General features: G+C 56.4%; 19 protein-coding genes and 3 pseudogenes. 10 read left to right on the forward strand and 12 right to left on the reverse strand.

The annotated features are described in order from the left end of the window. Nucleotides 1–25 precede the first annotated feature (25 nt). Nucleotides 26–1,222, reverse strand: a complete 1,197-nt coding sequence (locus BTJ39_RS02190; RefSeq protein ID WP_078001015.1) for an L-talarate/galactarate dehydratase — start codon at nucleotides 1,220–1,222, stop codon at nucleotides 26–28. Between the two features lie 230 nt (nucleotides 1,223–1,452). On the opposite strand from BTJ39_RS02190, the gene BTJ39_RS02195 reads away from it, so the two are divergent. The 3 genes from BTJ39_RS02195 (at nucleotide 1,453) to BTJ39_RS02210 (ending at nucleotide 6,162) form a co-directional block, all read left to right on the forward strand. After that, nucleotides 1,453–2,472 (forward strand): LacI family DNA-binding transcriptional regulator, encoded by a 1,020-nt coding sequence (locus BTJ39_RS02195; RefSeq protein WP_078001016.1) that lies wholly within the window; start codon nucleotides 1,453–1,455, stop codon nucleotides 2,470–2,472. Nucleotides 2,473–2,588: 116 nt separating this feature from the next. Beyond that, a complete protein-coding gene (gene mrdA / locus BTJ39_RS02200) occupies nucleotides 2,589–4,493 on the forward strand; it encodes a penicillin-binding protein 2 (RefSeq protein WP_078001017.1) in 1,905 nt (634 codons plus the stop codon). 217 nt (nucleotides 4,494–4,710) lie between these two features. Continuing rightward, on the forward strand, nucleotides 4,711–6,162 hold the full coding sequence (locus BTJ39_RS02210; RefSeq protein WP_078001019.1) for a methyl-accepting chemotaxis protein: 1,452 nt from the start codon (nucleotides 4,711–4,713) through the stop codon (nucleotides 6,160–6,162). A 107-nt stretch (nucleotides 6,163–6,269) separates the two neighbouring features. On the opposite strand, the gene BTJ39_RS02215 is transcribed toward BTJ39_RS02210, so the two are convergent. The 3 genes and pseudogenes from BTJ39_RS02215 to BTJ39_RS02220 form a co-directional block, all read right to left on the reverse strand. Continuing rightward, nucleotides 6,270–7,082 (reverse strand): siderophore-interacting protein, encoded by an 813-nt coding sequence (locus BTJ39_RS02215; protein ID WP_078001020.1) that lies wholly within the window; start codon nucleotides 7,080–7,082, stop codon nucleotides 6,270–6,272. An 88-nt stretch (nucleotides 7,083–7,170) separates the two neighbouring features. After that, nucleotides 7,171–7,338: pseudogene (locus tag BTJ39_RS25340) on the reverse strand (LysR family transcriptional regulator); the annotation flags it as partial. After that, a pseudogene (locus BTJ39_RS02220) lies at nucleotides 7,326–7,515 on the reverse strand (DDE-type integrase/transposase/recombinase); the annotation flags it as partial. The pseudogenes BTJ39_RS25340 and BTJ39_RS02220, both read right to left, overlap by 13 nt. 358 nt (nucleotides 7,516–7,873) lie before the next feature. On the opposite strand from BTJ39_RS02220, the gene BTJ39_RS02225 reads away from it, so the two are divergent. Continuing rightward, nucleotides 7,874–10,345 (forward strand): pentapeptide repeat-containing protein, encoded by a 2,472-nt coding sequence (locus BTJ39_RS02225; protein ID WP_078001021.1) that lies wholly within the window; start codon nucleotides 7,874–7,876, stop codon nucleotides 10,343–10,345. Nucleotides 10,346–10,737: 392 nt separating this feature from the next. Here BTJ39_RS02225 and BTJ39_RS02230 read toward each other — a convergent pair whose 3' ends face one another. Then, entirely contained in the window at nucleotides 10,738–11,436 is a 699-nt protein-coding gene (locus BTJ39_RS02230; protein WP_078001022.1) for an MgtC/SapB family protein, read from the reverse strand. Between the two features lie 456 nt (nucleotides 11,437–11,892). Here BTJ39_RS02230 and BTJ39_RS02235 point away from each other — a divergent pair, with 456 nt between their 5' ends. From BTJ39_RS02235 to BTJ39_RS02245, 3 genes are all read left to right on the forward strand, one after another. Further along, nucleotides 11,893–13,101, forward strand: a complete 1,209-nt coding sequence (locus BTJ39_RS02235) for a CynX/NimT family MFS transporter (protein WP_078001023.1) — start codon at nucleotides 11,893–11,895, stop codon at nucleotides 13,099–13,101. Nucleotides 13,102–13,268: 167 nt separating this feature from the next. Then, complete coding sequence (locus BTJ39_RS02240) at nucleotides 13,269–13,736, forward strand: Rrf2 family transcriptional regulator (RefSeq protein WP_078001024.1); 468 nt, start codon at nucleotides 13,269–13,271, stop codon at nucleotides 13,734–13,736. Beyond that, on the forward strand, nucleotides 13,720–14,430 hold the full coding sequence (locus BTJ39_RS02245) for a class I SAM-dependent methyltransferase (protein WP_078001025.1): 711 nt from the start codon (nucleotides 13,720–13,722) through the stop codon (nucleotides 14,428–14,430). Before BTJ39_RS02240 ends, BTJ39_RS02245 begins: the two co-directional genes overlap by 17 nt. 4 nt (nucleotides 14,431–14,434) lie before the next feature. Here BTJ39_RS02245 and BTJ39_RS02250 read toward each other — a convergent pair whose 3' ends face one another. Then, nucleotides 14,435–15,715, reverse strand: coding sequence for an MFS transporter (locus tag BTJ39_RS02250; protein ID WP_078001026.1), 1,281 nt, complete (start codon nucleotides 15,713–15,715; stop codon nucleotides 14,435–14,437). Between the two features lie 334 nt (nucleotides 15,716–16,049). Between BTJ39_RS02250 and BTJ39_RS02255 the strand changes: the two genes are divergently transcribed. Next, nucleotides 16,050–16,487: an ester cyclase gene (locus BTJ39_RS02255; protein WP_078001027.1), complete on the forward strand. Its 438-nt coding sequence runs from the start codon at nucleotides 16,050–16,052 to the stop codon at nucleotides 16,485–16,487. Here the strand turns inward: BTJ39_RS02255 and BTJ39_RS25345 are convergent. Together BTJ39_RS25345 and BTJ39_RS25350 are read right to left on the reverse strand one after the other, a co-directional pair. Beyond that, nucleotides 16,481–16,860: pseudogene (locus BTJ39_RS25345) on the reverse strand (nickel/cobalt efflux transporter); the annotation flags it as partial. The gene BTJ39_RS02255 and the pseudogene BTJ39_RS25345 sit on opposite strands and share 7 nt — an antisense overlap. A 199-nt stretch (nucleotides 16,861–17,059) precedes the next feature. Then, on the reverse strand, nucleotides 17,060–17,566 hold the full coding sequence (locus BTJ39_RS25350; protein WP_078001028.1) for a HoxN/HupN/NixA family nickel/cobalt transporter: 507 nt from the start codon (nucleotides 17,564–17,566) through the stop codon (nucleotides 17,060–17,062). Nucleotides 17,567–17,675: 109 nt separating this feature from the next. Here BTJ39_RS25350 and BTJ39_RS02270 point away from each other — a divergent pair, with 109 nt between their 5' ends. Together BTJ39_RS02270 and fhuE are read left to right on the forward strand one after the other, a co-directional pair. Further along, nucleotides 17,676–17,948, forward strand: a complete 273-nt coding sequence (locus BTJ39_RS02270; protein WP_078001029.1) for a metal/formaldehyde-sensitive transcriptional repressor — start codon at nucleotides 17,676–17,678, stop codon at nucleotides 17,946–17,948. 426 nt (nucleotides 17,949–18,374) lie between these two features. After that, on the forward strand, nucleotides 18,375–20,537 hold the full coding sequence (gene fhuE / locus BTJ39_RS02275) for a ferric-rhodotorulic acid/ferric-coprogen receptor FhuE (RefSeq protein WP_078001030.1): 2,163 nt from the start codon (nucleotides 18,375–18,377) through the stop codon (nucleotides 20,535–20,537). A gap of 31 nt (nucleotides 20,538–20,568) precedes the next feature. Here the strand turns inward: fhuE and BTJ39_RS02280 are convergent, their stop codons facing one another. The 4 genes from BTJ39_RS02280 to BTJ39_RS02295 all read right to left on the reverse strand — a co-directional run bounded on the left by BTJ39_RS02280 (nucleotide 20,569) and on the right by BTJ39_RS02295 (nucleotide 24,301). After that, nucleotides 20,569–21,393: an MBL fold metallo-hydrolase gene (locus tag BTJ39_RS02280; RefSeq protein WP_078001031.1), complete on the reverse strand. Its 825-nt coding sequence runs from the start codon at nucleotides 21,391–21,393 to the stop codon at nucleotides 20,569–20,571. A gap of 50 nt (nucleotides 21,394–21,443) precedes the next feature. Beyond that, nucleotides 21,444–22,292: a glutathione-dependent disulfide-bond oxidoreductase gene (yghU, locus tag BTJ39_RS02285; protein WP_078001032.1), complete on the reverse strand. Its 849-nt coding sequence runs from the start codon at nucleotides 22,290–22,292 to the stop codon at nucleotides 21,444–21,446. A 137-nt stretch (nucleotides 22,293–22,429) separates the two neighbouring features. Continuing rightward, entirely contained in the window at nucleotides 22,430–23,407 is a 978-nt protein-coding gene (locus tag BTJ39_RS02290) for an alpha/beta hydrolase (protein ID WP_078001033.1), read from the reverse strand. 12 nt (nucleotides 23,408–23,419) lie between these two features. Continuing rightward, on the reverse strand, nucleotides 23,420–24,301 hold the full coding sequence (locus tag BTJ39_RS02295; RefSeq protein WP_078001034.1) for an MBL fold metallo-hydrolase: 882 nt from the start codon (nucleotides 24,299–24,301) through the stop codon (nucleotides 23,420–23,422). Nucleotides 24,302–24,408: the final 107 nt, after the last annotated feature.

Consider the following 24,408-nt stretch of genomic DNA (forward strand, 5'->3'; position numbering starts at 1 on the left):
CAGCCACAGCAGCTGGCTGCTCAGATTAGGGGCGTTTACCGAAACTCTGCTGTAAAACCGTCCAGCGGCGCGCCTGTTCACTGATAGTAATTCCCAGACCGTGGCGCGCGGAGATCAGCATACGACCCTCGCGCAGTTCAAGCTGCTCGTCGAACAACGGATTAAGCCACTCAAAATGCTCAAGCCAGGGTTCGGAAGGATAAGCCGCAGCCAGGTGCAGATGGATCTCCATGGCAAAGTGCGGAGCCAGCTTCCTGCCGTGGCGCGCCGCCAGATCCATAATTTGCAGGAAGGGGGTGATGCCGCCGACGCGCGGTGCATCCGGCTGAACAAAATCGCTGGCGTTACCCAGGATCAGCTGCTCATGTTCGCGGAAGCTGGTGAGCATCTCGCCGGTGGCGATAGGGGTATCCAGCGCGTCAGCCAGCGCGGCGTGGCCTTCAACGTCATAAGCATCGAGCGGCTCCTCGATCCAGATCAGGTTAAAGCTTTCCAGTTTACGGCCTATGCGAATGGCCGTTTCCCGATCCCACTGCTGGTTGGCGTCCACCATCAGCGGAAAGTCATCGCCCAGCTCTTTGCGTACCGCAGTCAGGCGGCGTAGATCCTGCTGGCTATCCGGGTGGCCCACTTTTAGTTTGATACCGCCGATGCCGCTTTCACGGGAAATCGCAACGTTCTTTATTACCTGCTCCAGCGGCGTATGCAGAAAGCCGCCGGAAGTATTGTAGCAACGCACAGAATCGCGCTGGGCGCCTAACAGCTTCGCCAGCGGTAAGCCGGCCCGGCGGGCTTTCATATCCCACAGCGCGATGTCGACAGGCGAAATTGCCTGTACCGCCATGCCGCTGCGCCCAACGGACGCGCCGGCCCAAAGTAGTTTGCTGTAAATTTTCTGAATATCGTTAGGATCTTCACCCAGCAGATTATCGGCGATCTCCACGGCGTGAGCATAAATACCCTGGCCGCCGGCGCGTTTGGAATAGCTGAATCCGACCCCTTCAAATCCGTCGCGGGTGCGGATCTCGGCGAAAATTATTGCCACTTCGGTCAGCGGCTTTTGTCGGCCGGTAAGAACCTTCGCATCGCTTACCGGCGTGGCCAGCGGTAGAAATGCCAGTGAGATGTTTACCCATTCAATGCGGTCACCGCTTTCAGCAGCGCTACTGCCGCCGGCGGATTGCGCGTAAGTCACGGCGTCGGAATTTCCACTGGATATCATTAGGGTGCTCCTCTGTGAGTTAAATGTTTGCGCTAACATTTTATATTGTTGGATTATCAACCATCTTTTTCCGCTTTAAATCTACTAAGATCACAAAATTTAGCGTTATTAATCCCGATTAGCATAATGGACTGATTGCGATAACATTTTATATGCACCGCTATTGGTTTGCTGGTAATGGCGGCCACATTGCCGGATAATGCAACGGTCACCGTGGCGAGGGGGAGTAGATGAAAAGGGAAAAACTAAGGTCTGAGCGCTCTGCGGCGCCGACCCTGGAAGATGTCGCCCGTGAAGCGGGGTTATCACCGATGACCGTCAGTCGCGCGTTGAACAACCCGGCAATTGTTCGTCCGGCCACGGTGGCGCGGGTGATGCTGGCGGTGGAGAAAACGGGCTATATTCCTAACATGCTGGCTGGCGGTCTGGCCTCGCGGCGCAGCAAACTCATCGCTGTTGTGGTGCCGCAAATCAATAACAATATGTTTGTCGATACCATCCAGGCGATCAGCGATACCCTGGCGCAGCGCGGTTACCACATGCTGCTTTGCGTTGGCGGCTACGGCAGTGACAGCGAAGCCGCGTTGGTTGCCACGCTGCTATCGCGCAAGCCGGACGGCATCGTGCTTACCGGCATTCATCATGCGCCGGCGCTGAAAAAGCGTCTGATTAACGCGGCGCTGCCGGTAGTGGAGATATGGGATCTTACCCCGACGCCGATAGATATGCTGGTCGGTTTTTCCCATGAGAAAGCAGGTAACCTCAGTGCCCGTTTTTTACTGAGTAAAGGCCATCGCCGCTTTGGTTTACTGTGGACCAGCGACCAGCGCGCTCTGCTGCGTAAGCAGGGGGTCATCGATATTTTGCAGCAGCACAATGAGTGCCGGTTTGTCGAAGCGTCGGTCGGGCTGCCGGCAACCATGCGTCTGGGGCGGGAAGGCATGCAGGCACTGCTGGCCGGCAACCCTGAGCTGGATGCGATAATTTGCAGTTCGGATACGCTGGCGCAGGGGGCGATCCTTGAAGCGCAGTCTCAGGGCATTGCCGTGCCGCAGCAGCTGGCGGTAATGGGGTTTGGCGATCTTGATTTTGCCGCCTGCCATCTGCCCGCGATAACCACGGTGGCGATCGACCGCTGGCTGCTGGGGCAGGAGGCTGCGACCATGCTGGCTAATAAAATCGAAGGCATTACCATCAGCGATCCGGTGCGCGATCTGGGCTTCTGGCTGTGTGAAAGACAATCCGCCTGACTATTACTGTGGTTAATAAATATTACACTTTTCGCCGTCTGCTCGCATTTTTTGACTGGCGCTGCCGACCTCAAACCTTATCATGACCGACTGTTTTGCCCTGAATTGCCCCACTGATGAATCTGCCCGATTTTGAACAACAAGAAAAACTGTTTATTCGCCGCACGCTGGTCGCATTCAGCCTGGTGTTAATCGGTTTTGTGGTTCTGACGATCACTCTCTGGCATCTGCAAATTGACGATTATCATTATTACCAGACGCGTTCCAATCAGAACGACATCAAGATGATCCCGCTGGCGCCGACGCGCGGCATTATTTATGACCGCAATGGCATCCCGCTGGTAAAGAATATCAAGATGTTCGATCTCACCGTCATGCCCTACAAAATCCATAATATGAAAGCGCTGATAAGCGCGCTGACGCCGGTGATCTACCTCACCCCTGAGGATATAAAAACGTTCTGGCATACCCTCAAACGCAGCAGCCACTACCGGGAAGTTGTGCTGAAAAGTGAACTTAGCAGCGTTGAAATGGCACGGTTTGCGGTTAATCAGTTCAAATTTGACGGGGTAAATATTGAAAGCTATTACCAGCGTGAATATCCATACGGCGCGGCGCTGGTGCACGTGCTGGGATACGTCTCGCGGATTAATGACACCGATTACCGACGTCTGAAAAAAGCCGGCGAGCTGGAAAACTACCTGGCGGATCATAATATCGGCAAGCAGGGGATCGAAGGCTACTATGAATCGCTGTTGCACGGTAAAACGGGCTATCAGGAGGTGGAGGTCGATAACCACGGCCGGATAGTGAGGGTGCTGAAAGAGGTGCCGCCGGTTGCGGGGAAAAATATCTACCTCACCCTCGATTTACCCCTCCAGCTGTATGTCGAGAGCCAGCTGAAAGGCCAGCGTGCCGCCGTGCTGATTGAAAATCCCAGCGATGCCTCGGTGCTGGCGATGGTCTCCTGCCCCGGCTACGATCCCAATCCCTTTGTTAAGGGCATCAGCTTTAAGGCCTATCGCCAGCTGCTGACCAATAAGGATCTGCCGTTGATCAACCGGGTTACCCAGGGGCTTTATCCGCCAGCCTCAACGGTAAAACCCTATATGGCGATGTCAGCGCTGCTGGATAAAGTGATTTCACCACAAACCATCTTTTTTGGCGGCCCGACCTGGACGCTGCCGGGAACCAATCGCCGCTACCGTGACTGGAAAAAAAGCGGGCATGGCCTGCTGGATGTGACCAAAGCGATTGAAGAGTCCGCCGATACCTTTTTCTACCAGGTGGCGTTCGAAATGGGTATTGACCGCATCCACTCGATGCTGTCGCAGTTTGGCTATGGCCGTCTGAGCGGCATCGATCTGCACGAGGAATACCCCGGCCTGCTGCCCTCGCGCGCCTGGAAGATGCGGGCGCACCACCAGTCCTGGTATCAGGGCGACACGATTTCAGTGGGTATCGGGCAAGGATACTGGACCGCCACGCCGATCCAGATGGTAAAAGCGCTGGTGACACTGCTGAATAATGGCCGGGTGATGACGCCGCACCTGCTGTACGCGGCAAAGCTCGGTAAAAAGACCAGCTATTACAAATCGCCGACGCGCGTAGGCCAGATAGCGTCAGCCAGTTCGCCTTACTGGGCGCTGATCCGCAAGGCGATGTTTGGTATGGCGAACGCGCCAAACGGCACCGGCTACAAATACTTCCACAGCGCGCCTTACGGCATCGCGGCTAAAAGCGGCACGGCGCAGGTCTTCAGCCTGAAACAAAACCAGGTTTATAACGCCAAAACGATCCCGCTGCGCCTGCGCGATCATATTCTTTATACCGCCTTCGCGCCTTATAAGCATCCGACCATCGCGATGGCGCTGATACTTGAAAACGGCGGCGATGACGGCGTGGTGGCCGGGCCGGTCGTACGCCATATCCTGGATTATATCTTCCTGCCTGACTCGTCCTCCGAAACGCAGATGCAGATGGCCGATCGGGCTGAGGCGCTGCATCACGGTCACACCTAGCGAGTCACTCTGCTGTTATCGGCAATTTTCCTCATTAACTGGCAACGCAGGCCGCCGCGATTCCTATCCATAGCCGTACGCTGTTCTTATCTTTACGTTCGGCTAACCGGTTAAAATTACTACTATAAAATCCCGCACGGCAGGCCCCCTGGCAAATTACGCTAAGGTAATCACGGCTAACGCCGGTAGTTTTGTTTTCGCCCCAAGAAGAGTCGCGATGCTTGGCAATGTACTGATCCATAGAAAAAATAATTCAGACGCAGAAACTTCCTTGATCCGTATCTGGCAGCAGGCTGACCGCCTGATGCTTTCCATCTGCTGTGCGCTGTGGTTTACCGTCATGCTGACAGGCTGGCTGACAGATAAGTTTGAGCTGGCGCTGATTGCGGGCGGCGCGCTGACTGCGCTGGCCTGCGCCCTGCGCTACCTGTTCTGGGGGAGCGCCGTCAGCCGGGCCGGTTTTGCCGTGGTGCTGATTGGCTTTGCCGGGCTGTTGATTCAGCTGGGCGACGGTGAAACTGAATACCACTTCTCGGTTTTTGTGCTGCTTTCCGCACTGCTGGCTTACCGCGATTACCTGCCGATTCTGGCGGGAGCGGCTACCGCCGCGCTGCATCACGTATTGTTCAATTATCTGCAACAAAACGACCTGTTTGGCGTGGTGGTTTTTGTCCACAGCGGCTGGCACATGGTGTTTTTCCACGCGCTGTTTGTTGTGGTACAAACCGTTATGCTGCTGTGGATCGCCAGGTATATGGCAGCTGACGCACGGGCTGCCAGCGAGGTCGCTCAGCTGGCCGGCTGGATTAATCGCGAGCCGGGTCATTTGACGCTGGTGGCCGATAATGCGGCCAGCAAAACCCCCTTCGCCCGCACATTCAGTTCGACCTTAGGTACCATGCACGGCACGCTTAATCAGGTTAATCAAAGCGTTATTTCTTTGCTGAGCGAGGCCGAGAGTATTTTGCAGCGCAACTCCGCGCTGTCCCGACGCACTGATGAGCAGGCGCGCGCCCTTGCTGACGTTGCCAGCGCGATGGCGCAGATGAATAGCGCTGCCAGCCACACCAGCGATAAGGCGCAGGCGGCCAGCGAGCTGGCGAGCAGCGCCCGCAGCGTTGCGGCGCACGGCAGGGAAAACATTGATGCGGCGAAGCAGTTAATGGATCGCGTCGGCGACGACTCCCGGCGGGTGGGTAGCGTGCTGGAACTGATTGATGGCATCGCATTTCAGACCAATATTCTGGCGCTGAATGCCTCGGTGGAGGCGTCACGCGCCGGCGTTCACGGTCGGGGTTTTGCCGTTGTCGCGACGGAGGTGCGTACCCTGGCTCAGCGCTGTGAAAAGGCGTCGGAAGATATCCGCCAGCTGATTAACGCTGCGACGGAAAGCACCCAGAGCGGTCAGCGTCAGGTGGAGGACGCCGGTCAGACAATGTATGAGGTAATGAATCGTATTGATGCGCTGGCGCAGCTGGTGGACGAGCTTTCACAGATGAGCGAACAGCAGAGCAGCAGCATCAGCCAGATGAAAGACAGCATTGCCAGTATCGATCACAGCGTACAGGATAACGTGGAACACGTTGCGCAGACATTGCAGGTTGCCCAGCAGCAGCAATCGCAGGTGAATGCGCTGAAGCAGGCGATATCGGTGTTTCGCATCGCCTGACTGCGCGCAGCCTGAGGCTATGCGCCGCCGGGTTCAGGGCGGCGCGATTTCTCCGCGTCATTACAGCCAGACTTTGAAAGTTCCTTAACGGGCAGATGCTGGCACGTTCAGCTGGCGGCAGCCGTTTTGGCATGCCAGTAAGCCACGGCGCGCAGGCGATCTTTTTCGATCGGCGTGGTCGCCAACAGGGCATCCGCCAGCATTTTCACCGCCGCGCCTTCACCAGTCATCCAGATAAAGTAATCTTCGCCTGGCGCCTGTGCCTGCAGGACGGTCAGCAGCTTCTCCAGCGCCGCGCCGTGCATCGCGCCGCTGCCAAGCCAGTGGCGCGCTAACGGCAGCTCGGTTTCCAGGTAAGCTTCGCCAACGGCGGCATCGGTAAAGGCATACAGGCTCAGTTGGCGGCTGGCCGGGCTGGCCGCCAGATCGTGCAGGCGGCGCTGCATCGCGGGCAGGCCGGTTTCATCGCAAACATAAATCTGTTTGCTGTAGCCGGTGGGAACCACCAGAGAACCGCGAGGCCCGCCAATCACCAGGGTATCGCCGGGCTGCGCCGCTGCCGCCCAGTCGCTGGCAACGCCATGCGCGTGGATATAAAAATCGAGGGTGAGCAGGTTGTTTTGCGCATCAAAAGTCAGCGGCGTGTAATCGCGCATCGCCGGGCGTGGCCCCTCCGGCCAGACGACGCCGCCATCGCTGACGGTCGGCATCAGCAGCACGCCGCTCTGGGCATCGGGGAAAAAAAGCTTTATATGGTCGTCGAAGCCACGGGAACTGAAACCGGCCAGCGCGTCGCCGCTAAAGGTCAGACGATAGAAAGATGATGCCAGCTGGACCTTGTCTTTCACCGTAATCCGGCGGAAGGCCAGTTCGTTACGTACCCGCTGCGGCAGCGGAGTTAAAATCGGGGAATCTGACATAGCGGCAATCCTGTTAAGATGAAACTGATTATCATTTACAGGCGGAATTATGGCCGGGTTAGATTTGCGCTTCAAGCCCGGCGACTGCTCATTCCGTGCGCTTTGCGTCGCCGGCTGGCTTTTCTGTTACTGACAGGGCGCGCATACCGGTGATTTGCGGCATCATCTCACGCATCAGATCAAGAAACTTGCGCAGGCGCGCCGGATAGTAGCTGGCAAAAGGATAGAGTAGCCAGACCTGCAGCGGGTGGGCTTGCGGAAGAAACGCAGGGCGGCTGCAGAATCCCTTTTTGCCGTCAGCAGAAAGTCGATGGTCTATCCCGCTGTATCAACAGCACGGTGCAGATATTTTCACTGTCCCCTTGACTTTAATGTACGTTTCATCCATTTGCCAGTGGCGCCCCACGGCACGCTTATACCGGCGAAACGACTTAAAGCGACAGAGCCAATCTTTGCGTATGAAAGCAGAATCACTGCGCGCGAGATCGAGTGCGGTAATGATATTTATGACGTTACCCGAGCATTTTATTGTAGAAAAAAAGCGTCAGTGACTACATATTTTCATCCTTCCGCCGTGAGTCGGATAAATTTAATGGCAGCCATTAATGGCCATTCGCCGGATTGACGGAGGCGGGTTAATCACATCTCACATCACGATAACCTGTCAGGAGACCTCCGGACGGCCGGGTCTGATTTGTTCAACAAAAACCGGAAATTAAGGGAAAAAATGCCACCAGTTAGCTCTACTGATGCTGCCGGGATGCTGAGGATTGCGCAATTCTGTGCAGGGGATGCTACCTCTACAGGCGCGAGATGAAACCACACGTCCACGGGGTATTCTGCAGCATATTGTCAATTTCTTCACCTGTGGTTGGGTTCAGAGAGAGAAAAGCAGAGGCTGTGATGCATTTGCAGAGGCAATGACGGCAGAGCTTATACGGCAGGGCGTAGGCACGCGCACCTTCACTCTGCCAGAGAGGATGGTTGTTGATTGTTTTAACGCTACAGTCATATTCACTCAACCCGCTAAAAATCAGTCTTATTCTGATGGAGGCGAGAACGTGACCATTGAAGTCAGCAAAAACGGAGAAAATATGTGGTGCAAGGTGCCGCGTAACTCATTCCACCATATTTGTAAATGCCTGTTGTTACGCGACAGAGAAGGGTTACCTCCGACCTCCGCAGTTTTAACCGAAAAATGCAACTTTAGCGGAAACGGGTTTGCACCGGGAGGGATAAATCTAAAAGGGGTAAATCTGAAACAGACACATCTGGAAGGGGCTGCGCTGGAAGGGGCAAACCTGAAAAGAGCAAATCTGAAAAGGGCACACCTGAGAGGAGTAAACCTGAGTGGGGCCAACCTGACAGGAGCAAACCTTGGCGTAGCAGACCTGGAACAGGCAGACCTGAGTGGGGCCAACCTGGGCGGAGCAAACCTGAGCGGTGCGGAGCTAAACAGAGCAAACCTTAAAGGGGCAAACCTGAGAGGAGCAAACCTGAAACGGTACTTGGACGGGTTCAACCCCCCGAAGGGGATACGTCTGGCAGGAGCAGACCTGAGAGGAGCAGACCTGAGCGGCGTAGATCTGAGAGGCGGAGACCTGAGAGGAGCAGACCTGAACGGGGCAAATCTGAGCGCCGCAAACCTGAGCGGGGCATTTTTGAGAGGAGCAAACCTGGAACAGGCGAACCTGAAAGGGGTAAAACTGCACAACCTGAGAGATTCAAATGATTTATCAACTATTGAGCCAGACCTGAGCGGAGCAAGCCTGAAAGGCGCTAACCTGGAGGGTACCGACCTGAGAAAGGCAACTCTGGAAAGGGCGTGTCTGAGTGGAGCCCGTCTACAGGGAACCCGTCTGGACTGGGCACAATTACTCAGCATTGACCCGGATAATCTCCATTGCGAAGGGACGTTGCTGCATTTTCCTCAATGGAATGACGTTAATTTAGACGTAAATCTCAATCATATCAACAACACCACTGGCGGCAGCTGGCTGACCAGAATGGACAGTATTGCTGAGCGGCACGCTAGTTTAAAATTACACATGGCCCGTGAACTTGTAAGATCGCTGCGAAATGCGCGGGCCGACCCGTACGCAGTCGCTCTCCCGCTAATGGATGTCCTCTCAAAATCGCCCTATAGCCACGACGCAGAGATTAATGGATGGATGAATACGGTCTGTGAAAAATACTTGCAGCCATATAACAGACTGCCTCTCCCCAGTAATGAGGGTGTGCTTAATCAGTCCGTTAATCTGTTCGCTCAGAAGCCGGAAATGATGCTCAGCCACAACGGGGCGTTTATTCAAGTTATTGCCCTTGGAATGTCGGAAAGCAGCAGCCCGGCGATTAAAGCAAAGGCCACCACGCTTTATGAAACATATCTAGCGCTCGACCAGATAAAACCCTATTGCGGGACGTCGTTTTTTGGCGATTTCAGCCAGAAACCGGACTGGCAAGATGAGGATGCGATTAATTATATTATAGTCGCCTCCGGACAGGATTCACGTTCCGGGACGGGCGGCGCCATGTTACTGTCGCAGACTTCGCTGAAAAACATGCTGAGCCCGGGGCTGGACTCCACGTGGGATAAATTTTATTTGTACCGGGGTCCGGAACATTGCCTGACGGAGGGCGAACTTCCCGCACTCGGTGAGCTCTTTGCCAGAGACTTCCCGTTATTCCAGGACAGCTATCAGTACGCGCATAAAAAAGCGCGATTCGGCTTGTTACTTAAGGCACTGAACCTGGGGAGTCTGCATGAGGCGTTTGTCGCGGCCACCGGTAAGCGAACCTTGACGACAAAGCTGGTCGATACCGATTCCCAGCGTAGTCTGAGCGACATATTCACCCCCAAACTCAGGTTTCCGGCAGAAGACGGTCGCTGTTGCCTGAACGACGCGCACTATGATGAGGTCATCCGTGTATACGGTTTAGGGGATGCCGGCGACAAAGACAAAAGCCGGACGCTGCTTTGCCTGGCCGCCGTGTTTACCCGATATTCCTCCAGTGCCATTTTTGGTACAGAACATGATTCGCCTCAGCTGCTGAGAAACTATGCGTATGCACTGATGAATAAAGCGTATACGCTGGACGCGTCCCTGCTTGCCCCGGGGGTGTTTAAAGACTGGGAAAGGCGGTTGCTGGGCCTGAACGGAGCGTTTACCTGCAGCGCGGTGTTATCCGGAGCGATGACGGAACATATTAACTCGAAGTTTCCTGAGATGCTGGCGGATATTATGCCGCCGGCCTGGCGCTGATGCGTCAGACCGGAAGGGGCTGAAAATGCCATGCCCGTGGGGCATCTGGCCCACAACGCCTGCCCCAGCGCATCAAGCACGAACGTCGTTTCCATTGATGAGGATACGGCGTTCCCGCTGGCTAGGTTTTCCGGGAACCGTCTATGTTGCTGATGCCGGTAATACGTCGATAGGGCGATATCCAGCTCGTGGCATACTGATCCGACTCGGTGCCAGAGCGCCCGGCGGCGCTGAGCTGGGCGCCCGCTGCGATGCCTCTTAGTTCTGCGGTGCGGGTTGTGACAAATCGTCCGGTGGCGATACCCGCGCGCGATAGGGGGAAACGCTGATGGCATCTGGTCGGAGTTAGCTTGCTCCGTTGCCCGCAGCCCTCTTTCGAAGATGGCCGTGGGTTATGCCATCGCCATCTCGCCCAGCTGCCAGCGGATCGCGCTAACCCCTCTTTCACGGCTGAGGCGGCTTACCAGTTTTTCCACGTGGGCGGCAGCGCCGGGCAGTCCCAGCATATCCGCCTGCACTCGCATTTTTCCGGCCTGCGGCAGGTCTTCGCTTTCCAGCCCCTGCAACTGCAGACGGCCGCTTTTCAGCCCTTCCAGGATCAGACTGCGCATCTGCACCTCTTCTTCAGCAAGGCAGGTGAGATGCAGGTGATAAAGCTGGGCAGCCTCGCTGGCCGCCAGTCCCTGCTGACCGTTAACACGCAGCGTAATTTCGCGCAGCAGGATATTGGCGCTCAGAATAATCATGCAGCCAAGGGCGGCCTGTAAGATTAGCCCCATGCTGCAAAGTACGCCGATGGCGGCGGTACACCACAGCGTCGCGGCGGTGTTCAGCCCACGAACATTCATGCCGTCACGCATAATGACGCCGCCGCCGAGAAAACCGGTGCCTGAGACGACGTAAGCGGCCACGCGCGTGGCGTCGAGACCCTGTACGCATTGGGTCATAACAACAAACAGGCAGGCGCCAGTGCAGACCAGCGCATTGGTGCGCAGTCCGGTGAGCCGCTGGCGAAATTGCCGCTCCGCGCCGATAAGCGCACCGAGCAGCAGCGCGACAAGCGCGCGTAGAAAAAAGACTTTCCAGTCCATGTGACACCTCAATAAGCGGCAGATATTCCGCAGGTCATGAGGGATTACATACAGGTTATGCCTGTTATCGTCAGATAAGGGCAGAAGGGGAACAACAGAAACGCGCCTGCTGCGCCGACTTAAGTAAGTCAGCGGCCGGCGGCATAAGCTGACTTACGGATTAACCTGGCGTAATCCGCCGGGGTGATTGTCCAAGCGTGGACTCCTCAGTAAGTGTTTGATAAAGCGCGGGCATAATAGTGTTGCCAGCACCGTCTGGCAAGGCTGCTTAATGAACCAATCGACAACGAATCACAGAATCCGGCTGGCTGAGAGTTTTAACCAATACTTTGCAGCAGCTTAGCTTTTTGCCTACAATGCGCGGCAGACGAAAAAAGCCGCTTTTTTCGCGTACGCGTTAACGTTAATCAACGCCATTTACCATGACAAAGTCGTCCATGATAAGGTGCGCGTGAAATGACTAAATCGTCTCATTCTGCCGTTTCTAAAACGCTGGCTATCAGCGCAATTATTTTACTGGGTGCGAACTTACGGGCGCCTATTACCAGCGTGGGTCCACTGCTGGATCAGATAATACAAACCTTTCATCTCAGCGCCGTATCGGCTGGCTGGCTCAATGCCCTGCCGCTATTGGCCTTTGGCCTGCTGGCGCCGGTTGCCCCCATTATCGGCCGCCGGTTCGGCCTGGAGCGAGCGCTGTTCATCGCCGTAGTGCTGGTGGCGCTGGGAACCCTGGTGCGCTCCATTGGTCAGCAGTGGGGCCTGTGGCTGGGAACGCTGTTGATGCCCTCCGGTATTGCGCTGGCAAACGTACTGCTGCCGCCGCTTGCCCGGCGTGATTTCAGCCATAACCCCGCCGGAATTATCGGACTGTATGTTACCGTGATGTCAGTCACCGCCAGCCTGGCGTCGGGCATTGCCAATCCACTTGCCGAACTAAGCGGCTCCTGGCAGTTTGCACTTGGTATCTGGGTCTTGCCGGCGATGCTGGCCGTCGCCCTTTGGGGGCGTCGCATAAAAGGGCTGCCCCGGTCAGAGCCTGTCAGCCCGCCGCAATCTGTCGCAAAACATCTCCCGGATGCGGCAGCCAGCAAGCTGCGCAGCCCGTGGCGCAGCGCGCTCGGCTGGCAGGTCTCGCTGTTTATGGCGCTGCAAAGCCTGAGTTTTTATACCCTGCTTGGCTGGTTTACCCCTTACGCTATCAGCCAGGGCTATAGCGCTAACGAAGCGGGCGGGCTGCTGTTTTGCTATCAGATAGTGGCGATCTTCGTTAACTTACTTGGCGTTTCCTTGCTGAAAAAATCCACCGATCAGCGCCTGCTGGCGTTTTGCGCGACGCTGGCGATTTTCATCGGTATCGCCGGGCTGCTGTTAATGCCCCATCTGGCGCTGCTGTGGATGCTGATAACCGGCCTTGGCAACGGCAGTTCGCTGCTGATCAGCCTGTCGCTGTTCGGCCTGCGCACTCATGATCATCACCAGGCCGCAATGCTTTCCGGTATGGCGCAGTGCGTCGGCTATATTACCGCCTCCGTCGGGCCGCTGGCTTTTGGCGTTATTCACACCCTTTATCACGCCTGGCAACCGGCGCTGGTGGTTCTGCTGCTGAGCGTGGTATTGCAGATGCTGTTTGCTGCTCTCGCGGGACGCAATCAGAAAATCTGAGCGCTATCTGGCGTTGATAAAACCGTTTGCCAGGCTGGCAACGGTCGTTGATAAAGCCGCCAGCCTTTACTTCCCGTCGGCGCGTGTGCGCGACGGGATTTGCCTTTCTGTCATCAATCTCTTGCTGTGGCTTGCATCGGCTCATCTCATGTAATATTGTTAGTTATATGAAAAGAGACAGCAAACTCTCCGGCATTTTGCACGTACTGCTGCACATGGCGGAATATCAACATCCGGTCACTTCGGAAAAGCTGGCGCTGCTGATGCATACCAATCCGGTGGTTATCCGCCGGGTTATGGCTGGTCTGCGCGAGCGCGGCTACGTCCATTCTGAAAAGGGCCACGGCGGCGGCTGGCACCTCACCTGCGATCTGAATCAGCTCACTCTTGCCGACGTCTGGCGGGCGGTGGGCGAACCGGCGCTTATCGCGCTCGGCAATCGCAGCGAGTCACCGGGCTGCCTGGTGGAGCAGGCGGTTAATCGCGCGCTGGATGATGCCAGTCGTCAGGCTGAAGCGCTGCTGCTGGCCAGGCTAGAACGGGTGACGCTGGCTCAGCTCTCGCGCGATTTCCATCACCACTACCCCGCTGAAACCACCTGCATAGCGAGTAACCCGGATGATAAACAACACTAACGACATTTTTAACAGCGAATTTTCCCGCAATTACGATGCCTATAACGGTCGTCTGGGGGAGATTGGTGACAATTTGCATCTGTTGATTTCGCTGCTGCTGAACGATCTTCCGCAGCAGGCCAACATTTTATGCGTAGGCGTGGGAACCGGCACCGAGATCCTGCGTCTGGCGCAGCGTCATCCTGAATGGCGCTTTACCGGCGTCGACCCTTCGCCGGATATGCTGGCGGTTTGCGCTGAAAAGCTGGAAAAGGCGGGCATCAGTTCACGCTGCCAGCTGGTTGAGGGGCGCCTCGATCGGCTACCGGTCAGCGGCGATTTTGACGCGGCTCTGTGCCTGCTGGTGGCGCATTTTATTCTTGATGCTGAACGTTATGGCCTGTATGACCAGATGGCCAGCCAGCTGCGCACCGGTGGCCGGCTGGTGGTTGCTGAAATCGCCGGCGAGATTGACAGTCCGGCGTTTGATGAGCATATGGCTATCTGGGCGCGCATGCATGAAGTGGCCGGCCAGGGAACACGCGACCCGGCGGAGATGAAAGCGCAGCTGGCTGAGCGCCTGCTGCTGCTGGCGCCGGAGCATACCGAGGCGCTGATTGCGCGCAGCGGCTTTACCCCGCCGCTGCGCTTTTTTCAGTCGTTATTAATCCACGGCTGGAGCGCGTGCAAAATCGCCCCTGCCGCTGGAGTTTAAGCCGCTATAGCGGCTTCTGGTGGTCGTTTTTACCCAGCGTCAGCAGGGCGAAGAAACTCACCAGCGCCGTGCCCGCCACGTACCAGGCGGGAATGTCCAGATTACCGGTCTGGCGCATCAGGCCGGTGATGATCAGCCCGGCGCCGCCGGAGAAAACCGCATTCGACAGTGAATAAGCCAGTCCCAGACCGGTGTAGCGCACGTGGGTAGGAAACATCTCGGCCAGCATCGCCGGTCCCGGTCCCGCGAGGATCCCCACCAGCGCGCCGGCAACAAACACCGCCAGCGTTTTTACCCACAGGGTACTGGCCGGGTCCTGTAATATTTTCAGCAGCGGGAAGGCTAAAACCAGCAACAGCAGCGTCGCCAGCAGCATCAACGGGCGACGGCCAAAGCGATCGCTCAGTATGCCAGCCGGCAAAATGGTGACGGCGAAACCGAGATTCGATACCACCGCGATAATCAGCGCCTGGTTAAAGGCGGTATGCAGCGCGGCCTGCAGGTAGGTGGGCATAATAACCAGATAGGTATAGCCCGCAGCTGACCACACCATCAGGCGCGCGATGCCGAGCAGGATAGCGCGCAGCGTGGCGCCGGTACTGGCTGTGGTCTGCTGGTTATCTTTTGCCTGGCGAAACTGAGACGATTCTTCCAGCCCGCTGCGCAACCACAGCGCCACGATACCCATCGGCAGCGCCAGCAGGAAAGGTACGCGCCAGCCCCAGTCGTTCATTGCGCTTTCACCGATAAGTAGCGGTAAAGCGGCGACCACGGCGACGCCCGCCAGCAACCCCAGCGCCACGGTTAGCGACTGCCAGGCGCCATACAGACCGCGTTTGCCCGGCGGGGCGCTCTCGGTCATCAGCGAGACGGCGCCGCCATACTCGCCGCCGGCAAATAGCCCTTGCAGGATGCGCAGCGCCGTGACCAGCAGCGGCGCTGCAACGTCGATGGCGGCATAGGTCGGCACCAGGCCGATGGCGACGGTGCTTAGCGTCATCATCAGCACCACGGCTATCAGCGTTGGCTTGCGGCCGTACCTGTCGCCTAGCCGGCCAAACAGCAGGGCGCCCAGCGGTCGAAAGAAGAAGGCCACGGCGAAGGCCGCATAAGTGAGTATCAGGCTGGTTAAGCCGCTGGTGTCTTTTAGCTGAAAAAAATGCTGAGCAATCAGCGTTGCCATAAAGCCATACACGGCAAACTCATACCACTCGATAAAATTGCCGATGGCGCTGGCAATCAGCACCCGCTTTTGCCTCGCGGGCAGGGGAGTAGCAACGGACATCGGATTATCCTTTTATGGTCAGAGGCAGGTGATATCTCATCCTGGGGTGGAGCTTGCTCCGATACAACAGATAGTCGCAACGCGATGCTAAAAATCCTCGCCACGTCATAAATCTCTTAGCGCTGATACTGACGGCAACGGATAGTTGTCGTTGTCGCCTTAGCCAGCCAGATTGCACTGAGGGCAGGCAGGCTGCTGCCAAATCGGGTAGCTGGCGTCAGCGCGCACTAAGTTTATTTGTGTGGTAAATAGTATTTTATATTAAATATTTGTTGGACGAATGACCTGCTTTGACGACAGCATAGCGACGATAAACCATTGCGGAGATCGTCAGATGAGTTCACTTGATCAACAGCAGCTGGATGCCCAGCGCCATGCAGTTGAAACCATTTATCGTGCCTTTAGCGAGAATAAACCCGACCTGCTAAACGACGTGGTCACGCCGGACTGGCAGGACATCCCGCTGGCACCGGGGCAGGCACCCGGTCCAGCAGGCCTGAAGCCAATTATCGCCGCTTTTGTCAGCGCGATGCCGGATGTGACAATCATCATTCATGAGTTGATGCAGCTGCCCAATAAGATCGCGGTGCGGGCGGAAATTCGCGGCACGCACCAGGGTGAAATTTTTGGCATCCCTGCCAGCGGTAAAGCGGTGAGCTTCAGCCTGCACGAGTTCCATCATTTGCAGGGTGACAAAGTCGTTACCACCTGGCATCAGGAGGACTGGCTGAGCTTTTTCCATCAGGTAGGACAGTTCCCGCCCGTTCAGTGATGCAACCCCTGCCAGCCGTGCCAGGCCATAAAGCAGGCTATCGTGAACATTAGCAAGCTGGAAATCCAGGGGGCGCGGCGGGCGAGGGTATTAAATCCATCCCAGCGGCGCGCCAGCTGATCGACGCTCAGCCGGCCGCCACGCCCACCGCAACCATGGTTAACGCCAGGACGATACTGAAACACAGCACCAGCACGCTGCCGAGAGATAGCGCTTTCATTTGCAGGCAAAGCAGCAGCACCGTGACCGCCGCCGGGCAGGGAATCAGTCCCCCCGTCAGGCCGAACAGCAAAATCTGCCCGTTGGTGACCGCCTGGCCCTGAAAGCGTTGTTCAATTTGCCTGGCGTGCGCCAGCTCGTGCGCATCCTGAAATACCGCTGCGTCTACGGCGGCGTTTTGCGGAGCAAACTGCAAATCATAATCATGGGCATGACCTGCGTGGCTAAGCGTCAACAGGGCGGTAGCCTGCTGCTGATCCGCTACCGGCTGCGTTGAGCGTAGCAGTCCGTCAGCGGTTTTAAAATTAGACAGTTGGGCAAAACCTGCATCCGGCTTAGCCGCAATGGTTACTTCATTTGCCTGCCATGGTCGACGCGCTAAGCGTACGTAGCTGCCACCAGCTTTTTTCCTGCTGCTGCGTCAGCGACACTTCGACCAGCCCGTGGCCGGTATCTATAACTTGCAGTCCGGCACTTTGCTTCATCTGCTGGCGCAGACTTTGCTGCAAGCGCCAGCGGCGTTCCTGACGCCAGTTGTGCCAGGCAATCCAGGCGGCGATGACAACAATTATTAGCGCGGAGATCAGCGCCATCCAGGGCTCAACGGCTGCGGCGGTAAAGCGGCTGCTAATCCAGGTTCCGCCAAGGGCAACCAGCCAGACTACCAGCGTATGAGAGAAGGTAGCCGCCAGTCCGAGCAGAACAGCCTGACGTACGTTGCCGCGGATCGCGACGATAAACGCCGCCATCATGGTTTTTGAGTGGCCGGGTTCGAGGCCATGAAGGGCGCCAAGCAGGATGGCTCCGGGCACAAACAGCCAGGCATTGCTGTGCTGAAGAAGAGAAACGAAGTCGAACATAATGATGATCTCTGTGTAATCAACATACCAGGGGGGAGTATATATACCCCCCCCTGGTATATCAATGGCGATCTGTTATACTGCGCAAACTAAGCAAAGGAGCACAGAAATGGCGCATACCATTCAGGACAAGAAAAAATTACAGGCGCGGGTAAACCGCATTCAGGGCCAGCTAAGTGGACTGGGGAAAATGCTGGAGCAGGAAGCCGAATGTGATTTAGTCCTGCAACAGATAGCGGCGGTGCGCGGCGCCGTTAACGGTCTGATGCAGATCGTTATTGAAGGTCATTTACGCGATCATCTGGTGCATGAAGCTGACCAGACTCAGCGAGCCGCCGAGCTGGATGTTATGCTCAAAGTGTTAAAGGCCTATATGAAGTAGTCGCTGATTGTAGCGGTTCAGTGACCGTCTTGTTGTTCCTCGTTTCGTGACATTGCGCGTTTCATTTGCCTGCCAGTCAGCAGTAAACGCTGTCGCCGTTACCCTCCTTGCCTGCGGACAATATTAATTTTTGACCAGAAGTTTACTTACGGTTAATAACTATCTTCTTGTCTTATCTGTGAATTAACATCTGTTTACATAGTTAATGTTAATGCGTATAGTTCTCATTTGTTTTTGTGGACTCATTCTTAATTGTATTGGCTCGCTGAGGCTGTAAACCGCCTTTCAGGCAGAGCTGCGCTCAGAATAGTCACACAAAAATCCCCGGCAGAGATCAGCCCGCCCGGCTTTTCTTGGCCAGCAAGCAGTGGCTGGCAGGGCCCTGAGAGGTCCACGCAATAACCAGAAATACACAGAGGAACAACCATGTCTTTCGAGCTTTTTCGTATCAGGGAAGGCGCGCGTGCGGGAGTGCGTCCGGCATACTCCGTACTGGCAATGATGATAGCGGGGGCCATTTACGCGCCTCAGGCTGCCGCGGCTGAGGCCGGTAAAGAACAAACGATGACCGTCAGCGCGACGGGCGAGGGAGAGGCCAGCGACGCTGCCAGCCACGATTACAACCGGCCGCTGACCCGCTCCGGCACCAAAATGCAGCTGGCGCCGCGCGACGTGCCGCAGTCGGTTAGTACCATCACTGAACAGCGGATGAAAGATCAGAATCTGCAAAGCGTTAAGGATGTGCTGACCAATACCACCGGCGTATCCGCTTACAATATCGATTCAAACCGCACCACGTTTTTTGCGCGCGGTTTTATGATCAACAAATACCTCTACGATGAAATCCCCACCACGGTGAGCAGTGTCTGGAACTTTGGCGATGCGCTAACCGATACCGCGATCTATGACCATATTGATATTACCCGCGGCGCCACCGCGCTGTTAACCGGTACCGGCAACCCATCGGCGGCAGTGAATATGGTGCGTAAGCACGCGGACAGTAAAACGTTTACCGGGAACCTCTCCGCCAGCTATGGCAGCTGGGATAAGCAGCGTTACGTGATGGATCTCACCGCGCCGCTCACCGATTCCGGTAACGTACGCGGTCGCATGGTGGCGGGCTATCAGGACAATGATAGCTGGCTGGACCGTTATCATTTCCGTAAAAAATTTATCTATGGCGTAGTGGATGCCGATCTGACGGACTCGACCACGCTGTCAGTTGGCTATGAATACCAGCAGGGACATACCGGCAGCCCGACCTGGGGAGGCTTACCGACCTGGTACAGCAATGGCAATACCACACATTATGATCGCAGTTTCAGCGTCGCACCGGACTGGGCTTATTCAGAAAACGATGCGAAAAAAGCCTTTGCCACCCTGACTCAGCGCTTTGATAACGGTTGGGAAGTGAAGCTAAACGGCACCCATGCTGAAACCACGCTGGACAGCAAAATGACCTACCCATCGGGCTTCCCGGACGAAGTGACCGGCCAGGGCGTCTCATACTTTAGCGGCTGGAACCGCGGCAAACGCAAAGTGGATGCCGGCGATCTTTACGCGTCGGGTCCGTTTGAGCTTTTTGGCCGCCAGCACCAGCTTATCGGCGGTCTTAGCTATAGCCGTGAAGATAATAAGTTCTGGAATTCCTTCTATCCGGGCGTAGTCTACGGCGATTTTAATCACTTTGACGGTTCGCTGCCCGATGAGGGCTGGAGCGCCTGGCGCGAGTCGCAGCATGATACGATCCGCCAGAAAACCGGCTATCTGGCAACGCGCCTGTCACTGGCCGATCCGCTTAACCTAATCCTCGGCGCGACCTATACCGACTGGGAAGCGGTAGGCACTTCAGCGAACAGCAGCGCGGATAACCTTGCGCCTTATGCCGGCCTGGTGTACGACATCAACGAAACCTATTCGGCCTACGTCAGCTATACTTCGATTTTCCAGCCGCAGACCAACCGCGATAGCAACGGACACTATCTTGACCCGATGCAGGGTAAAAGCTATGAAGCCGGGGTGAAAGGCGACTGGAACAGCAGCCGTCTCAGTGCCAGCTTGTCGCTGTTCCGTACCGACATGGATAATTACGCGATATCCACCGGCAGCTATATTCCGGGCACCACCTCGTTTGCTTATGATGCCGTGGACGGCACCAAAACCAAAGGCGTGGAGTTTGAGGTTAACGGCGCGTTGACCGATAACTGGCAGATGACCTTTGGCGCCAGCCGTTTCCTGGCAGTGGATAACGCTCATAACGAAATTGGCACTTACCTGCCGCGTACCACCATGAAGCTGTTTACCAGTTATCGTCCGCCCGTCCTGCGCGATCTGACGCTGGGCGGCGGGGTTAACTGGCAAAACGGCATCTGGCGCAACGTCTCCGGGCCGAATAAGTCCACCCTGCACGCGACCCAGGGAAGCTACGCGCTGGTCAATCTTTTCGCGCGTTATCAGTTGACGAAACAGCTGGCGGTGCAGGGTAACGTCAACAACCTGTTTGACAAAACTTACTACGACTACGTCCAGTCTTATGCCGTTTACGGCGCGCCGCGTAACTTCTCCCTTTCTCTTGATTACAACTTCTGATCGTCTAGCCGGGGGGCGCTTGCGCCCCCCATCAGGCTGACTGCCAGCGAAACTGGTTATTCTCGCGCACGATATATCCTGCAGAGCTGCCGGCAAAATGAGAGCTAAACCATAACGCCTGGCGATCGGCAGCCCAGTTGAGCATCCGGCTACGTTGGCGCTGAGCCTGCTGCGTATTTTCGCAAAAGCGCGAGGCTAACTGCGGCTGGCTTATCTGGATTTCATTGTGCAGTAAATCGCCGCTGAACAACGCGTACTCTCCGGCGCTGTGCAGAATAATCGACGCGTGATCGTGGCTGTGGCCGGGCGTCGGTTCATAGCGCAGCAGCCCGGCGAACTGCGGTCTGCTGTCGACATCAATGGTTTCCAGCTGCCCGCTCTCAATCACTGGCGTCAGGCTATCGGCAACGATTGCGGCACGGGCTGGATCCTGCTGCCAGCGTGCCAGTCCGGCGGCGGAGCAGATGTAGCGGGCATGTGGAAACATCGGTCGCCATGCGTCGTTTTGCCAGTGGGTGTTCCAGCCGACGTGGTCACCGTGCAAATGCGTCATCAAAACAATGTCAACCTGCTGTGGATCGATTATCCCGATCAGGCGTTCTGCGTAAGGGGTGTTCAACTGATGAAACATCGGGCTACCCGGACGTTCACGCTGATTGCCGGTTGCGGTATCAATGACGATCAGCGTATCGGGGGTTCTGACAATCCAGCTATGCATCGACAGCGTAACGCTTTGTGGCTGAACGTCATCCGTAAACTGATTGGGGTAGAGCGTCGCCGTTGGTATGGGAACTTCCTGTTCCAGAACCTTGAAAATCTCGCATTCACCAACGCGAAAATGTGGCATTTTCGTCATAGCAGATCCTGAAAAGTGGCAGCGACGGTAGGCGTCGCTGCCAGAGAAGATTATTTTAGCTTGTCAAAATCAGCGGCATCATGGCGCTCTGGCAGCTGTTCGTTTTCCTCACCCCAACTGCGGTTGACGATACGTCCGCGTTTCACCGCCGGGCGACTAGCAATCGCATGCGCCCAGCGCAGCACGTTTTTATAGCTGCCGACGTCAAGGAACTCGCCTGCGCCGTACTGTTCGCCAAACACCAGGTTGCCATACCACGGCCAGGTGGCAATGTCGGCAATGCTATATTCATCGCCCGCCAGGTACTGATGGCTGGCAAGATGCTGGTCCAGTACGTCCAGCTGACGTTTAGCCTCCATGGTAAAGCGGTCGATGGCATATTCAATTTTTACCGGCGCGTAGTGGTAAAAATGTCCGAATCCGCCGCCGAGATACGGGGCCGAACCTTGTAACCAGAACAGCCAGTTGAGCGCCTCCGTACGGCTGGCGTGATCTTTGGGCAGGAAGTGACCGAACTTCTCCGCCAGATAGAGCAAGATGGCCCCGGATTCAAATACCCGCACCGGCGGTGTCACGCTGTTGTCCAGCAGCGCCGGGATCTTTGAATTGGGATTAACATCGACAAAGCCGCTGGAAAACTGCTCTTCTTCGCCAATGCGGATCAGATGCGCATCATATTCCGCGCCGCTGACGCCCAGCGCCAGCAACTCTTCTAACAAAATGGTGACTTTCTGGCCGTTAGGCGTTGCCAGAGAATAGAGTTGCAGGGGATGTTTTCCCGTTGGCAGCGCTTGCTGATAGCGGGCGCCGGCGGTTGGGCGATTAATTTTAGACCAGGTCCCGGCCCCATCTTTGTTCCAGCTCCAGACTTTGGCGGGCTGGTATTGACTATCCGACATACCGTTTTCTCCTGTCAGGTATTGAAGTTTCCATCAACAATAATGGACCAGGATGACAAAACTATCAGCGTAATGTGCTGCACAATAAATGCGCGCCGGTCTGAGAAGCTGGCCTGCGTCCGGCGCGTCGGGCGAATTTAATGACTCAGGTCAGAGAGAAAAAAATCGCTCAAAGCCTGATAAACCTGAACGCGGTTTTTCTCCAGCACCATCATGTGCGTGGCTTCGCCAATCTCAATCCAGCGCTTCCAGGGCGCGCCGGTGGCGCGCAGAAACCAGGCTTGCGCCAGCGACACCGGCACATCCACATCCCATTCGCCGTGCAGCAGCAGCAGCGGCACGGTTATCGCTGCCGGATCGTAAAACGGTCGGTCAACCGTCCAGTAATCGCGCGTGTCCTGCACCGGTCCGTTACTGGCCCGCATCATATCCTGTCGACGCAGCGCTTCATCCGGTTCCTCCGACAGCGTCTGCGCCTTCCACGCGGCGAAGCCGCCGGGCGGTATCAGGGTTGCACGTTTATGCTGCGGGGCGCCGCTCAGCCAGCGTTTTTCCATGGCATTAACCTCAATGATGCGCCAGGCGCCCAGCTCGCCGCCCGGATCGAGCGGTGCGCGACCGCTGGTCAGCCACTGCGGAGCGATTAGTCCAAGGCGACGCACCTTGTCGGGGTGCCGCGAGGTATAGCTGCCGGTTACGCTGCCGCCCCATGACATGCCGATAATGTTCAGCTGCGTCAGCCCCTGACGTTGCAAAACATACTCAATCGCGCAGCTCAAATCGCTAACGGCGATTTCGGTGCCAACCGCCGGCGCATTATCCGCAGCGGGCGCAAGCATTGCTGCGGGGCGGGTTGAAGCGCCGTAACCGCGCACGTCCAGCGCCCACACATCAAATCCCGCAGCAGCCAGCCAGTCGATGAAAGAAGCGCCTTCCAGCGGGGTATCAAACAGGCTGCCTGACGAGTAGGTTGCGCCATGCATCATCATAATGGTCCGACTGGCGTCAAACCGGGTTTGCCCCTGGGGGCGGCGGTGGCGCAGATTAAGTTCAATTCCTGCCGTTGCGGCAGGGATAGTAAAAGCTTCGCTAAATAGTTCAGTGGTCCGGCTCATGACAGTCTCCTGTTATGCTGCTTGCCAGCTCAATCCTTCAGCGTGACGCACAACGCGCCCCGCGGAGCTGCCTGGAAAATGGGTGGTAAAGACTAACGCCTGCTGTTTTTCCGCCAGCGCTAATGCCTGCTGGCGTGAATGCAACGCCTGCTGCGGGAATTCGCAAAACACCGAGTTCCACTCCGGCAGTGCAACCTGCAACGGGCTGTGTAATACATCTCCCCAGAACAGCGCCGTTTCTCCGCCGCGCGTCAGGCTGAAGCCAAGATGGTCATGGCTGTGGCCGGGAAAACGATGCAGCTGAAAGCCGGCGGGTAACGCACTGAAATCGGCGCCGATGCGCACGTCCAGACCGGCATCCACTATCGGTTGAACGCTGTCCTCAAACACGCCGGCGCTGGGATCCTGAACGTTATCCGGCTGGCGGTAGAACTGATATTCAGCGTCGGAAAAGTAATAACGCGCATGGGGAAACGTCGCCGTCCAGCTGCTGGAGGATTTGTCGGTATTCCAGCCGACGTGATCGACATGCAGGTGGGTTAGCAATACGCTGTCGATGGCTTCAGGCAGAACGCCGGCGCTATGCAGGTTTTCCAGCCAGCGGGTATTCATGCGATGAAAACCGGGGTTTAACGGCCGCTCCTTATCGTTACCGGAAGCGGTATCAATCAGGATGGCTTGCCCTTCCACCTGAACCAGCCAGCTGTGGGTACTCAGGGCAACGCTTTCGCTGTCAGTGTCGACACATCCCGGCGGCAACGCTGATGCCGCCAGCATCGCCCGATCGCTGTTCCATTGCGGAAAAAGAAACGATGCCGCCACGCCGCTGGTTTCACGCTCTGGAATTTTGCTGATAACTGCGTCGCCCAGACGCCAGCTTTGCAGGCTATTCATAGTCATGATCCTCTGTAATTCTGCTATTAACGGCGCTATCCTCTCTCTGTCGCCGCGCCGGAACAATAGGGCTGCGGGCAAAGTAAGATTGCAAAAATAGCAATGAT

The sequence above is a fragment of the Izhakiella australiensis genome, assembly GCF_002006995.1.
Classification (GTDB): domain Bacteria; phylum Pseudomonadota; class Gammaproteobacteria; order Enterobacterales; family Enterobacteriaceae; genus Izhakiella; species Izhakiella australiensis.

Coding starts and splice junctions, on each gene's coding strand:
- BTJ39_RS02190 (WP_078001015.1), bottom strand. CDS start 1,222: ATGATATCCAGTGGAAATTCCGACGCCGTGACTTACGCGCAATCCGCC.
- BTJ39_RS02195 (WP_078001016.1), top strand. CDS start 1,453: ATGAAAAGGGAAAAACTAAGGTCTGAGCGCTCTGCGGCGCCGACCCTG.
- mrdA (WP_078001017.1), top strand. CDS start 2,589: ATGAATCTGCCCGATTTTGAACAACAAGAAAAACTGTTTATTCGCCGC.
- BTJ39_RS02210 (WP_078001019.1), top strand. CDS start 4,711: ATGCTTGGCAATGTACTGATCCATAGAAAAAATAATTCAGACGCAGAA.
- BTJ39_RS02215 (WP_078001020.1), bottom strand. CDS start 7,082: ATGTCAGATTCCCCGATTTTAACTCCGCTGCCGCAGCGGGTACGTAAC.
- BTJ39_RS02225 (WP_078001021.1), top strand. CDS start 7,874: ATGCTACCTCTACAGGCGCGAGATGAAACCACACGTCCACGGGGTATT.
- BTJ39_RS02230 (WP_078001022.1), bottom strand. CDS start 11,436: ATGGACTGGAAAGTCTTTTTTCTACGCGCGCTTGTCGCGCTGCTGCTC.
- BTJ39_RS02235 (WP_078001023.1), top strand. CDS start 11,893: ATGACTAAATCGTCTCATTCTGCCGTTTCTAAAACGCTGGCTATCAGC.
- BTJ39_RS02240 (WP_078001024.1), top strand. CDS start 13,269: ATGAAAAGAGACAGCAAACTCTCCGGCATTTTGCACGTACTGCTGCAC.
- BTJ39_RS02245 (WP_078001025.1), top strand. CDS start 13,720: ATGATAAACAACACTAACGACATTTTTAACAGCGAATTTTCCCGCAAT.
- BTJ39_RS02250 (WP_078001026.1), bottom strand. CDS start 15,715: ATGTCCGTTGCTACTCCCCTGCCCGCGAGGCAAAAGCGGGTGCTGATT.
- BTJ39_RS02255 (WP_078001027.1), top strand. CDS start 16,050: ATGAGTTCACTTGATCAACAGCAGCTGGATGCCCAGCGCCATGCAGTT.
- BTJ39_RS25350 (WP_078001028.1), bottom strand. CDS start 17,566: ATGTTCGACTTCGTTTCTCTTCTTCAGCACAGCAATGCCTGGCTGTTT.
- BTJ39_RS02270 (WP_078001029.1), top strand. CDS start 17,676: ATGGCGCATACCATTCAGGACAAGAAAAAATTACAGGCGCGGGTAAAC.
- fhuE (WP_078001030.1), top strand. CDS start 18,375: ATGTCTTTCGAGCTTTTTCGTATCAGGGAAGGCGCGCGTGCGGGAGTG.
- BTJ39_RS02280 (WP_078001031.1), bottom strand. CDS start 21,393: ATGACGAAAATGCCACATTTTCGCGTTGGTGAATGCGAGATTTTCAAG.
- yghU (WP_078001032.1), bottom strand. CDS start 22,292: ATGTCGGATAGTCAATACCAGCCCGCCAAAGTCTGGAGCTGGAACAAA.
- BTJ39_RS02290 (WP_078001033.1), bottom strand. CDS start 23,407: ATGAGCCGGACCACTGAACTATTTAGCGAAGCTTTTACTATCCCTGCC.
- BTJ39_RS02295 (WP_078001034.1), bottom strand. CDS start 24,301: ATGAATAGCCTGCAAAGCTGGCGTCTGGGCGACGCAGTTATCAGCAAA.